Annotated in this window: 10 protein-coding genes; all 10 read right to left on the bottom strand. The window is 36.5% G+C overall.

Annotated features, from left to right (window positions below):
* Window positions 1–262: 262 nt before the first annotated feature.
* Window positions 263–4,003: a WD40 repeat domain-containing protein gene (locus IM509_RS02285; protein WP_185237204.1), complete on the bottom strand. Its 3,741-nt coding sequence runs from the start codon at window positions 4,001–4,003 to the stop codon at window positions 263–265.
* A gap of 38 nt (window positions 4,004–4,041) precedes the next feature.
* Window positions 4,042–4,590, bottom strand: coding sequence for a Mov34/MPN/PAD-1 family protein (locus IM509_RS24285; RefSeq protein WP_185237205.1), 549 nt, complete (start codon window positions 4,588–4,590; stop codon window positions 4,042–4,044).
* 5 nt (window positions 4,591–4,595) lie between these two features.
* Window positions 4,596–6,323 (bottom strand): type IV secretory system conjugative DNA transfer family protein, encoded by a 1,728-nt coding sequence (locus tag IM509_RS02275; protein ID WP_185237206.1) that lies wholly within the window; start codon window positions 6,321–6,323, stop codon window positions 4,596–4,598.
* An 11-nt stretch (window positions 6,324–6,334) separates the two neighbouring features.
* A complete protein-coding gene (locus IM509_RS02270) occupies window positions 6,335–6,850 on the bottom strand; it encodes a hypothetical protein (protein WP_185237207.1) in 516 nt (171 codons plus the stop codon).
* Between the two features lie 47 nt (window positions 6,851–6,897).
* Entirely contained in the window at window positions 6,898–7,530 is a 633-nt protein-coding gene (locus IM509_RS02265) for a 4Fe-4S single cluster domain-containing protein (protein WP_185237208.1), read from the bottom strand.
* A 58-nt stretch (window positions 7,531–7,588) separates the two neighbouring features.
* The gene (locus tag IM509_RS02260; protein WP_185237209.1) at window positions 7,589–7,804 is read right to left on the bottom strand and encodes a DUF2997 domain-containing protein; all 216 of its coding nucleotides are present in this window, start codon (window positions 7,802–7,804) and stop codon (window positions 7,589–7,591) included.
* Window positions 7,805–7,828: 24 nt separating this feature from the next.
* Window positions 7,829–8,932, bottom strand: a complete 1,104-nt coding sequence (locus IM509_RS02255; protein ID WP_185237210.1) for a GYF domain-containing protein — start codon at window positions 8,930–8,932, stop codon at window positions 7,829–7,831.
* Between the two features lie 14 nt (window positions 8,933–8,946).
* On the bottom strand, window positions 8,947–9,705 hold the full coding sequence (locus IM509_RS02250; RefSeq protein WP_185237211.1) for a hypothetical protein: 759 nt from the start codon (window positions 9,703–9,705) through the stop codon (window positions 8,947–8,949).
* Between the two features lie 15 nt (window positions 9,706–9,720).
* On the bottom strand, window positions 9,721–11,391 hold the full coding sequence (locus IM509_RS02245) for a Ycf46 family AAA ATPase (protein ID WP_185237212.1): 1,671 nt from the start codon (window positions 11,389–11,391) through the stop codon (window positions 9,721–9,723).
* A gap of 278 nt (window positions 11,392–11,669) precedes the next feature.
* Window positions 11,670–12,755, bottom strand: coding sequence for a hypothetical protein (locus IM509_RS02240; RefSeq protein WP_185237213.1), 1,086 nt, complete (start codon window positions 12,753–12,755; stop codon window positions 11,670–11,672).
* Window positions 12,756–12,796 lie beyond the last annotated feature (41 nt).

Genomic DNA, 12,796 nt, shown 5'->3' with positions numbered 1-12,796 from the left:
GTTACTTGGTATGGTTCAATAGGGGGGCATAAATCGACTAAATCCTTATCTGGCAAGAGACTTAATTGATTAGTTCGCTCTAGAGCAAAAACAATTGACAAAAATCGCCAAATGCCTTTCTACATAAAGGTTCCATCCCTTATAACCCTCGTCCATTGCATAACACAAACCGAAGAGCCTGAATTATGAAGTGTGGTTTTAGGGATTTTCAGATCGGGATTACCTCTCATTGAGACTCCCTTGGCTAACTTCTATCTTTTTTTCAACGTGACAGAAAAGCTCCTAAAATTTTCATGGTGTTGCTCGTTTCATAATTCAACCCTTCTACTCCCTTAATATTTGTTTGTTCATAAAGTCTAGGAGAGCGTAAAGTGTTCTGACACTCTCCTGTTTTTAGGTTCCAAAGTTTAATCGTCTCGTCTTCACCTGCGCTGGCCAATGTCTTACCGTCGGGACTAAAACAGACTGACCTGACACTTTTAGTATGTTCACACAGGAGTTGATGAAGTTCACCTGTTTCAACATCCCAAATTCGGATTGTTGCGTCATCCCCTCCACTTGCTAGTAACTTCCCATCGGGACTAAAAGCTACTGACCATACCCAAGACTTATGACCTTCAAAACTATTAATTAATCTACCATCTTTGACTTGCCAAACTTTGACCGTTTGATCATCACTTGAACTGGCTAATCGCTGACCGTCAGAGCTAAAGACAACAGACCAAATTCTTCCTTGATGACCTTTAAAAGTCCGCAAAGATTGAGTCATATCATCTTCAATAGACCAGAGTTTTATAGTTCGATCTTCACTACCAGTTGCTATTAATCTTCCGTCAGGACTAAAAGTTACTGATAATACCCAGGCCTGATGTTCCTCAAAAGTCTTGAGACAAAATCCTCTCGGAACCGACCAAAGCTTAACAGAATTATCTCCACTACCACTTACCAGCATTTGACTATTAGGACTAAAAGCGATCGACCATACGCGCTCTTGATGTTCTGGAGCAAAAGTGTATTTTTCATCTGTCCTAATATCCCAAAGTTTAATGATGTTATCGTGACTGGTACTAGCAATCAGTTGACCATTCGCACTAACTGCGACTTGATGCAATAAAACCCAATAATCTTTTTCTTGTAAAATTTGAATTACTTCGCCACTTTCCCCTGACCATAATCTAATCGTTTGATCTCCACTTCCACTTATCAATGTTTTTCCATCGGGACTAAAAGCTACTGAACAGATCCAGTCAGTATGACCATTAATCTGTTGAAGACATTTATGGTTTTTGATAGACCATAATCGGATCGATCGATCTATAGACCCACTCAAAATATATTGACTATCGGGACTGAAAGTAATCGATGATAATCGATTGCCATATCCCCTAAAACATTGAAGACATTCTCTGGTTTTTACTGACCATAATCGCAGTGTAAAATCTTCACTTCCACTGGCTATATATTGACCGTCTGGACTAAAAGCAATTGACCAAATCCAGCTTTCATGTCCTTCTAAAGTATCAATATTTTGATATTCTCCTTCTATAATAGACCATATTTTAATGGTTTTATCCCCACTTCCACTGGCTAGAAGTTGACCATCGGAACTAAAGGCAACTTGCCAAACCCAATCTTGGTGTCCTGTAAGAGTATGGAGACATTTTCCTGTGTCAACTGACCATATTTTGATGGTTTTATCAGCACTGCCACTGGCTAAAAGTTGACCATTTGGACTAAAAGTAACACCACCCACTCGTTCTTGATGTCCTTCAAGGGTGTGGAGACATTCTCCTGTTTCAACTGACCATATTTTGATGGTTTTGTCCTCACTTCCTGTGGCTAAAAACTTACTATCAGCACTAAAAGTAACGGCTCTGATAGGAGCATAATGTTTTTGAGAAGGGTGGGGCAAAGAATGACAATTTATAGATAGATCTGTTGTAATAGACCAAATTTTAATAATTCCGTCTTGTCCCCCACTCGCTAGTAACTGTCCCTCGGAATTTAAGGCTACTGACCACACCCAACTTCCGTGAGCAGGAAAACTTTTGCTTAATTCTAATTTTCCATCTTGTTTGACTTTCCAGAGGTAAATCATCCCATGACTGTCACCAGTTGCTAAAAGCTCTTCTCTTGGAAAAGAGCGATTAAACTGACTGCAAGAAATTGATAAAATACTGCCACAAGTTTGAGGGAAAATACAGTCAAAAAACTGTGAATAGGAAAAATCTACTTGGTTGAGTCTAATGTTTGAGAAATCGACTTGTCGAATAGAGATATGAGAAAAATCGTAGCCGATTAAGTGACCATTTTTCAGTATATTAAGTAAGTTGATAATATTGCCAGCAATGCCGCCAATTTGTCCAGAAGATTGATGTTTTAATGTCTTTAAACAATCGATTAGGTTGCTTTCCAGATTGTTTTCTTGAAAATTATGGATTAAGTTCTTGATTATTGGGTGTAAAATAACATTAATTTGAATCTTTCTTAGATAATCAGGAACAGTGGTTTTAGTCAAGGAGTTACTTCTTAATAATTGGAATTTTTCAGTTTTTATTTCTTCTGTTGCTATGGTAATAATTTTTTGAGTGAAATATTCAATCAGTAGAGGATGTATGGTAAAGTAGTCATCTTTTTTATCTAACAGAATTTTGCTAGATAATGATCTAATTCCTTCTTGGATACTTTTACCGTCAGGTTCAATGATAATATTATGTTCTAGCTCCGACAAAGAAACTGGATTTCGATTAATCGCTAACTCAAAAATAATCGCTTTTTCTAAATTAGATAGTTGCTGAAAGTAAGAATTTAAAATAGACTCGACTTTTTTTATCAGAAGATTACCTTTTAAAAGAAAATCCGAGAGATTATTATGATGAAATCGTTGAATATGATGAGCGATAGATTTGATGAATAAAGGATTGCCGTGACAGACTTGTTGAATTAAAAATTGCCATTCATCCTCTGAACCATGAAAGGTGTCAATATCTCCCAAAATTTGTCGTCCAGTTTGATAGTCAAGTCCTTGTAACTCTAGGAAATAGGTTGAAGTCTTATTTCCCGCTAACGATTCAAGTTCTTGAGGAATTTTTCGACTGGTTATAATTAAACAGCTGTTGTGCTTTGACTGACCAATTGCTTGTAAAATTTCGCTATATTCTCGATAGTTTTCATGCTCAATAATCGCATCAATATTATCTAAAAATAATAAACAACGATATTTGGCTAGTATCTTGATAAATTTTATCAGTTTTATTTTAAATTTATCTTCTGTCTTAAAACTAATATTCTGTGAAATAATATTACTTATATTTTCCAGAAATTCTAGGGGTAAAGGAGGATTCAAAAAAGACCAATAGATAACACGGGGAAATTCCTCTTGAATTTGCTCAATCAGTTTACAGACAAGAGATGTTTTTCCGATTCCTGCTATTCCGAAAATTCCGATAATTTTACACGGGGGACTATTTTGAAAAAACTTTTGTTTTAATAATTCTAGTTCTTTTTCTCTCCCATAAATCTGAGAAGTATCAGGAATTAATCCGAAATTATCATAATTTATTTCTGTTTTAACCGATGAGTTTTCAAGACCGGGAGATTTACGCTTATCCCATTCTTCCTCAAATTTCCACAAATTTTCTTCTGTAAATGAACTCCAAAGGTTGAGGGTGAAGTGCCTTTGTCGTGATCCTTGAGGATTCGTGCGATGATCTGTAAGGATTCCCCAATCTTTTAAAACATCAAGAACATTTCTCATCTGAATTGTAGTGAGGGAAATAACTGATGTTTTTTTAGTATCAGCGTTGCAAAAATCTACCAAAACCTTTAATTCTGTTTTGACAATTAGTTTTGGGTGAGGTTTATCATATTTTAACCAGTTATAGATTATTTTATCTGACCAATAAGCTTGATCTACTAATTCACCGTTTACATACGTTAATAATCTTCTTAACAAAAGAGAAAGTTGTTCTTTAACTGTATCACTTGTATTTAGTCTTGGCATAATCTATGAAGATAATTTTTCTCATTATAGCTATATTTTCAATGTTGATTAATATTTTCTAAGGAATCTGGGAAGGATTTGAGGGTTAAAAATTTTTCTGGGATGAGGTGGTCGCCTACTTCTATAGGAATTTTAGTATATTGAGGGCGTGATAAAGAATCGGGTTCAATTAAAACATGGTACATCGTTAATCGGAAATCAGGGTCAAGATTAACTAGGGCAGAAATAGCTCCATCAGAATTTTGAGAAGCATATTTTTTATTAATTGTATCATCAGTTAAGGAAAAGTAATCAAAACTGCCTGGATGTCTATGCCAAAGTCCAAGAAGTTCTATAGGTTCCTGATAATATCTTCCTATTTTCTTAGATAAATGATTAATATACTCAGTATCATATTCAAAATAACCTGGTTGAAAAATAGGATGTATGCCTGGATCTAATGTTTCGAGAATGTACCATATATTAACTGTTTTTATTCCCAAGAAAATTCCACCTGTTTCTGTTTTAGAGCTTTCATAGGTTTCGGCGACAATTGCTAAAAAGGCTCTCTCTGAAAAAATAGTTTGGAGTTTTAAGTAGTTTAACATTTTTACTAAACTGATTCGTGTTGGGGATTGTCACAGGACATTTCTTGAAAGTAAGGTTCTCTGAAATATTCTATCTTTTTTGCCATAATTGGATCGTGACCTTGAATAAAAATTATTTGTTCATTGCGATTCATTCTCATGATTTCATCAGGATGTAGAAGGTCTCTAACTTGTTGGTTTCTTGTAGTTCCAGAACTTGTGCTATTGCCACCAACTTGACCATAACTTTGATTTTGACCCTCGCTAGTCGATATCACTTCAATTGTTGTTTTGCCTAGCTTTTCTGAGACATATTTGGCCGTCTCTAAGTCGGCGACCCCAAAATACTGCTGCACCTTGCTACTAGAAATAAATGGTTGCCATTCATCATTGGGATAAAGTGCTTTTATTTGAGATAAATCTTGTAAAATTGTCCAAATAGTTGCGCCATAACCTCTGACAATTGAAACAGCATCTCTTAGAGAATCCATCCGACCTAATTGTGCCATTTCATCTAGTAAGAATAAAACTCGATGTCTCGGTTTACCTTGAACACTTAAAATGGCTCGAATAGCCGTACTTATCCATAATCGGAGTAGGCGAGAATAGGATGATAATTTATCAGTAGGTAAAACTAAATAAATAGAAACATTACCTGTTCTTTTGAGGTCTTTAATATCAAAACTACTCCGAGATAAAGACTTGATAACTCTGGGAGAATCAAGAAATCCAGTGTTACTTTTAACAGTGGAAAGGACACTAGAAGCGGTGTCTACTGGTAATTGTTTAAAACCAGATGCGGTTCTGGCAATTATTCCATGAGCATAAGAAGAGCTTTCCATCATGTTAAGGTGAAAAGCTAATTCATCAGGAGGAGAAGTGAGTAGTTTTCTTACCTCTCCTAGATGTCTCGATTCTTCAGGGGATTCACAAACGACATAGAGAATAAATCCAGTTAAAAGAGTAACTGCTTCATCATTAAAATATTTGTTATTACCCTGCTCACTTTTTGGTCTTAAAATTAAAGAATCTGCTAAAGTTCTAGCATCATCTATTAAGTCATCTTCATCAGGATCTAAAAGATCTAAAGGATTCAATTGAGCCTGATCTTTTTTGTCACAAATTCCAAAAGGATCTAAACAAAGTACATTTTGTCCCATGCGTTGGCGTGCAAATGCTGTTACTGCATAATTTTCTCCTTTAGGATCTGTAACAATAACTGAGCCGGGATAGGTTAAAAGATTAGGAATAACTACTCCAACACCTTTACCCGCACCGGGGGGAGCAATAGTTATTAAATTGCCTTCAAAGCCACTCCAATCTTGATTAAATCTAAGTAGTAGTGAATCTGATTGTGTTTTTCGTGAGATCATTCCTTTCTTTTTCGTAATTTTTCCTAGCACAAGACCTTGAGAATCAAATAGATTTAAGGCTTCCATATCTTTTTCATTTGACCAACGTGCTGTAGCTTGTCCACCACCAATTTTTTTTCTATCTGAACTTTTAGAAGGAAGAGCAAAGCTTTTTACTTGAAAGATCATTGCTGCTATAAACCCAACCCCAAAAATCAGAGCAAGATAATCAACGGTTAATTGAGGGACAAGATATTTAGCAGCGAGAACAAATAGCAAACCTGTTAAGAAATGAAAGGGATAGCGACGAACAATGTTGAAAAACATTAGCAGTATTTTACCTGCTACTGCTATAGATATTTCAAACATTTTAAACACTAAGTTAAATGGATCTTGAGACATGATTTTTTCCTCTATCCTTGAGTTCTTTGATTGCTAGGTAATTGTGTCATTGGTTGTTGACTTAAACTAGCAGCATTTCTAGCAACTTCTTGCATTTGTTTCTGTCTTTGTTCTTCAAGGGTTTTTTGACGGGCAGCTTCTTCTCTTTCTTTTTTGTCTTTTAAAATACTTTGCACCTGATGATCTTTTTCGCTTTTAAGTCTTTCTTTAGTACCATCATTTTTTTGACGATTAACTTCTTCTCTTGCTTTCATAACTTCTTTTGTAGCTTCAGAAAATTTTTGTCTTTGTTGGTCTTGTCGTTGTTTGAGAAGTTTCCTCAAATCATTAGCTTGACTTCTACAATTCTGAGCATCTCGATATTCCTGTTTAGCTTTTTCTATAAGAGCCTTACGCTCTTGATCACTAGCACCCTTTGCCATTTCACTATATTTGTTAGCTTCTGCTTGGTGTGCAGCAGCTTTTGCTTCAAGCTGATTAATATGATGTTGTAATTCAGCGTCACTGGGAACAAATTCGTTAGGCATAAATTCACCTCTTGGTAAAGTTTGTAGTACAAAGAAAACGATAAAATTTATCGGTCACTAGGTATTGTAGCCGACGATATGTAAAAGCCAGAGTTGTTAATTAAACTCTCTATCTGTTCACTACTAGCCATCCCATTAAGAAATATCTGACCATCTTGATAAATCCTAATTTCTAAACGATTGGCAATGTTGGTTAAAGTATTTTTCATGTGTAAGTATCGCGGTGAAAGGAAGTGATATTGTTGATTAGAAGAACCAACCCAAGGACGATTTATGTCATTTAAATCTTGACGATAAGGACCGTCAATTAATAAATCGGTTACTGCAAGTAAATTATGCCAATCTTGCCGAGAACTGGTGCTAAGATTCTCATAAAGATACCCAGTAAAAGTGACAACTGACAAGCCTACTTTTTGTAACAATTGACCAAGATGAGCTAGAGCCGCAGCTTGGGCAAAAGGTTCGCCACCGACAAAGGTTACTCCTTCTATAGTTGGACTGCTGAGAATGCGCTCGAAAAGACGTTCTGTTTCAACAATTTTGCCACCGTTATCTTCCCACGTCCAAGGAACAGCACAGCCAGGACATCGAATTGGACAACCTTGAACCCAAATACAAGCACGTTCTCCGGGTCCTTCAGCCCGCGTATGAGGCAAAAACTTATTGATTCGTAATTCCATAGAAAAAGCCAAGATTATGTTAATAGAGTTAGCAATTGATGAACAAACTAGAAGCCTTTTAACTTCTATCCTGTACGGTTTCGTCTATTTGTTGACTTAACCAAACTTCTTGATTCTCGTAATATTCAGGAGTATAGGAAGACTCATATACTTCAGCATTGAGAACTTCTTCTAAAATTTCAATATAGTCGGTACAAGCTTTGCCTTTAATACCCTGAACTTCTGCTTGTACGCGACCATCAGGGAAAATCCGAAGTTGTATTTTTTTAGACATAGTTGACTCTCCTTAAGTTATTAATTAAAAATCAATTAGACGTTGATCTTGAGCGTCTGAAATATTTTCAGATTGGTAAGCAAGAATAACAGCTTTTGCTTTTAACTTTGTTACTAGATGAGGTTGTAATTGTAAAAATTCGGCAACTTCCTCAATACTACTAAATCCTAAACGCAATTCACGTTCTCTGATTAGATTTTCGGCTTTGTTTATTGTCATATTTGGCAATAAAAGTAAATCTTCTAGGGGAGCATTATTCAAATCAACAGGTTCAAATTCAACAGGTTCAAATTCAACAGCTTTTTCTTGTTGAGAAGAATATTGTTTTTCTGTCTTTTTAGATATAGTCTCTGTTGGTTTTTGTATATTTTCTAATGTGGAGGGTGGAATTAATTCTCTTAGTTGTCGAATCTCTGTTATTGGAGTCCATTCTATCATTCCAGGCTTCCAAAATAGACATCCATTAGGATTTATTTGGCGTGTAGTAAGCAAATGCCGAACGGTATCTAAATCATACGGACCATAAGTTTCACCTGATACTCTTAAACTATAATTATTTTCTCGAAGATTTTTGTAATTTTCGGCGGCTTCTATCGCCTTTTCAATTGCATCTAGAGCTAAAGTAGCTTCTCTCCTGCTAAAAGGTTCCACTGTATGCTGTCCAGACGCACTGGTGATAATCAGTCTTTCTTGACTCGGTTCATTTTCTTTACTACCACCACTTATAGCTCCACTACTTATTATCAGAGCCAAATAAAAAAAGATTCGTGGAAATATTGGCCAAGTTAAAATAAGACAACCCGCAAAAAGGATGATTGCCATTACAGTTTTGCTAGGCTTAATTGTTACTATAGACGTAAACTGCATAGCTCCAACAAAAACAATAAAAATCAATGCTAAAACAAAAAGAAAGATATTGCTTTGGTAAGTTGTGTATAAATGAAATACCATTATCCCAACAATAACAAGCTGAAGCAGCCATAAAACAGGATGTACTTTAGCTGGTATCTCCTCTTTTTTAAAGCTGACAATTTCATCTGTCTTGAGTGTTTTATTTGCTAAATAAACATTTCGGTCTGTCACTTTAAGTCCAGATTCATTGAAGTAAACCTCTTCTTGATCTTTCATTTTTTAATTCCTCCTCAAGAATTAATTGTTAATGTCAAAAGTATAGAATTGTCTTCTTGTACTTCTTCGCTTTCAATAACAAGGTTTCGCTCTTTAGCTCTTTGTTTCAGTGATTCGAGAGTTTCCTTTTGGATTTGAAGCTTGTAATCTTCATCAATGGTTGATAAGCTGTTGTAAATTAACTTCAGTTCTTTGGCGTTAACTTCAACAAAAAACGAACCATCATCGGAAGGAAAAAAGCACAAGGAGGTTGGACCAACATTACAAATCAACTCGCCATTTATTGTTTCTTTGGGAAGCATACCAAACTTTATTAAGGTTTGACGTAACAGATTTTTATCTCGAAAGTTTGTAGGAAATACTTCAGATTTTGTTGATTCCACCGGTTCAATCGTTTTAGCTGATTTAACTGATTGACTGGTGGAATCATTAGTAGCATAAAAAATTTGACGACCACCACGCTTTTCTACAGCCTTAATAAAGCGATTAAGTACATCATCTGGAGTAGATTTTCTAAACACAGCAACCCATTGGCCATCTATTAAATCCCAGAAAAAGAAATCTTTTTCTCCTTGTAGATGGGTTTTATAACTACTTCCCCACTTTTCTGCATCGTAACCAGCACCTATAACAAAACGTTCTAGTTCATTACCATCCTTGAAATTAGTGGGAACTTTATTTTGTGAAGAAGCTGCCCATTCTTCTAATTTATCTTTGCCAACTATTGCTCTTAAAGCTAAAGCAACTGGAAGTAATAAAAGACTGATAGACATAAAATTATTTCTCCTTTAGAAATCAATAGTTCTGCCGCCTCGTGACACCCGAACGTCAACATCAGCTTTTTCGACTTTTTGGTCGTAACCTGATCTGTCTTGGTTGCTGGTTGCTGCTACAGCCCTCACGTTTGCCCATTCTCGGATAGCATGAATTTGTTCAGCTTGTGTGACTGAAAGTGGTACAGTGTTTTTTATGGCTAGGGAAAAATCATCAGATTCGATACTACGATTCTCAGCAAATGCTTCAAATAGGGCTGAGATTACCGCTTGTTCAACTTCCGCACCCACAAAACCTTCAGTTATCTGAGCTAAACTAACTAGAAAATTTTCGTTTAGCTGTAGATTGCCACACACTTCAGGCTCTTGTAAACGTTTGTTTAGATGAACACGAAAAATCTCCTTTCTTTCATGTAAAGTGGGCAAATCGACAAAGAAAATTTCGTCAAAACGACCTTTTCTAAGTAGTTCAGGTGGCAAACTGTGTATATTATTGGCGGTCGCTGCTACAAAAACAGGTTTTGTTTTCTCTTGCATCCAAGTCAGAAAAGTACCAAAAACACGAGTAGAAGTGCCACCATCTCCGCCAGAACCAGAAACACTACTGAATCCCTTTTCTATCTCATCAATCCAGAGAATACAAGGAGCGATCGCCTCAGCAGTTTTGATAGCTTGACGCATATTCTCTTCACTGCTGCCAACTAAACCACTGAAAACTTTACCCATATCTAGGCGCAGTAATGGCAATTGCCACATAGCACTAATCGCTTTAACAATTAAACTTTTTCCACAGCCAGGGACACCTGTAATCAATACGCCTTTTGGTGGAGGAATATGATAAAGCTGTGCTGATTCCTGCCAAGATTTGTTACGCTTACTAAGCCAGCGTTTTAAATTTTCGAGTCCTCCTACATCCTCTAGATTGATGGTACTTTTAATAAATTCTAAAATGCCTGTTTTTCTGATAATTTGCTGTTTTTCTTCAAGTATAATCTCAATGTCTGAAATGTCGAGTCTTCCGCCTTCGACCATTGCACGAGCAAAAGCATTTTCCGCTTCCTGTAAAGTCAAACCTAATGCTGCTTTGGCTAAACGTTCAGTTTCCTCGTCGTTAAGCTCAATAATAATTTTGCCACTTTGCCGATTTGCTGTAATCATCTCCTCTAAAACAGCCTTAATTTCCTCAAAAGATGGCAACTCAAAGTCAACAATTGTGACCTCTTTCTGTAATTCATTGGGCAAAACAACTGTAGGAGCAATAAAAACAACATTTTTCGGCTTACTGCTGCGTCTTAATCTAGCAGAAAGATCGCGTAGTTTGCGGATAATCTGGTAATCGGGCGTTTTACCTCGTTCACCAAAGTACACATGGAAATCTACTAGGATAAAGATAGCAGGCTCGGCATAGTTATCTATGAACTCAAGAGCTTTAATTGGTTCTAATAGTTTGCTCTGTGTATTGGTTTCAGCTTGACTGGATTGTTTATTATCCGCTGTCATCCCTGTTGTCAACTTCCACACAAAACAATTCCGAGTTGTGCGAATTTTGCTGGCCTCAGTAGCAACCGAGCGAAGGATATTAATCACTCTTTCTTCTTCCCAAGTTGGGATATACAAATAGGGAAACCTTGCTCTGAAAAGATTTCCTACTAGAATACTGAATTTGTTGGCATCGTGTGTTTGCATATCGGTTTGGATTTTAGCTTTTGCCCTTTACGCTTTAATTTCTGCGACTCTCTTGAATTTCGTGTGATCAGCCTTATGGATACTTTCTATGGTATAAACTTGGGACTTTCCCCGATGCAAATTTTTTTTGAAAAGCTGTAAGTCTTTGTGGGATAAGGCATTGCGTCGCTAAGACTCTAGTTCGACTTCGGGACACTTAAGGATATAGCCAATTTTCAGGATAATTTACCTTAAGTTCCCAAAATCTAGTATTTATTGGCAACCTATTGAGCTAGACTTCACACTGCAAACGCTTCCTTGTGTTTATGAAAAATCTGGTCAGCGTTGTGGTACTGATGCTTAATCATCCACTGCTCCAGTTCAATGAGATACCATTGACCGGCAAATGTTCCATATTTTAAGCAAACTTTTTCATGATCGTGTAGAGTGTGCTTAAATCCAAAACGTTCTTTATACAGTGCTTCAATGGTTTCGTCCCCTTTTGGATAAGTCGTGTAGGAAATTTCAGTGTGAGCAATATCATGTTTGTAAGTCAAGATAGCTCGAATCAATTGCTGATAAACAAGATAACTTGTTCCTTTTTTGCCAGTTCCCTTTTCATCATAGAGAGAGAGACTTTCTCCGATGCTTGTTACATTTTTGGGTAACATCAAATGCTTTCCTGTGTGTTTTCCTTCACAAAATGTTGCCAGTTGACAAGGCAAATAGTAGCCATATTCAGCCAGAGAATAGGTATAACGTGCAACACCGATTACCTGAGAGGGATTCTGTTCAGGATAGGCTAGAAAAATAACCGATTGGTGAGTAAATAAATCGTCGATTTCTTTGCAATAATTTTGTGAATCAGGATAGCGATTCTTGAGAAATAAGAAATAGGATTCAATTTCTGCCGGTGTTTCCGCTTCCTTGACCAGATAACCTTTGACCTTTGGCACATCAAAAGAAAGTAAGGCTCTTTTGCAAAGAATCCAGCAGTTGCCAATGTTATTTAATACAATAAATCCAGCACAAGAAAACAGAATCTTCACATATTGCTCAATATCAGGGGTTTGGGATATATCATAGACAAAGAGAAGACCGTTATCCTGTAACATTCTTCGGACAGTCCTTAAAGTGAATAGGGGATCTTTTTGGGTGTAATTTGTGGTCTTTAGCGTTGCAAATGTTTGTGCCGTTAAATCCTTTTCCTCGTTTGGTTTTAAATTAAGCCAACAAGAAAGTTGCTCATAGTGACGCTCTGGTATTTGACCGCTAAATAAGTGATTGACATCACCTCCATCCGACGACAGTAGCCGCACCGATGTAGATGATAATGAGATAAACTGTTTACCATTGGTTTGGTTGATTATTTGAGAAATAGCCATTTTGCTACCCTTAGGAAGAGGACAACGAGCAATGAGGCTCT

It is taken from the genome of Microcystis sp. M31BS1, assembly GCF_020245285.1.
In the GTDB taxonomy this organism is placed as follows: Bacteria; Cyanobacteriota; Cyanobacteriia; order Cyanobacteriales; family Microcystaceae; genus Microcystis; species Microcystis panniformis.
Note: the sequence above shows the minus strand (reverse complement) of the source record. Positions and strands in the feature narration are given on the sequence as shown.

Bases quoted from the DNA above. Each gene is read 5' to 3' on its own strand.
- IM509_RS02265 (WP_185237208.1), bottom strand. From the start codon at position 7,530: ATGGAATTACGAATCAATAAGTTTTTGCCTCATACGCGGGCTGAAGGA.
- IM509_RS02275 (WP_185237206.1), bottom strand. From the start codon at position 6,323: ATGTCTCAAGATCCATTTAACTTAGTGTTTAAAATGTTTGAAATATCT.
- IM509_RS02285 (WP_185237204.1), bottom strand. From the start codon at position 4,003: ATGCCAAGACTAAATACAAGTGATACAGTTAAAGAACAACTTTCTCTT.
- IM509_RS02240 (WP_185237213.1), bottom strand. From the start codon at position 12,755: ATGGCTATTTCTCAAATAATCAACCAAACCAATGGTAAACAGTTTATC.
- IM509_RS02245 (WP_185237212.1), bottom strand. From the start codon at position 11,391: ATGCAAACACACGATGCCAACAAATTCAGTATTCTAGTAGGAAATCTT.
- IM509_RS02255 (WP_185237210.1), bottom strand. From the start codon at position 8,932: ATGAAAGATCAAGAAGAGGTTTACTTCAATGAATCTGGACTTAAAGTG.
- IM509_RS02250 (WP_185237211.1), bottom strand. From the start codon at position 9,705: ATGTCTATCAGTCTTTTATTACTTCCAGTTGCTTTAGCTTTAAGAGCA.
- IM509_RS02270 (WP_185237207.1), bottom strand. From the start codon at position 6,850: ATGCCTAACGAATTTGTTCCCAGTGACGCTGAATTACAACATCATATT.
- IM509_RS24285 (WP_185237205.1), bottom strand. From the start codon at position 4,590: ATGTTAAACTACTTAAAACTCCAAACTATTTTTTCAGAGAGAGCCTTT.
- IM509_RS02260 (WP_185237209.1), bottom strand. From the start codon at position 7,804: ATGTCTAAAAAAATACAACTTCGGATTTTCCCTGATGGTCGCGTACAA.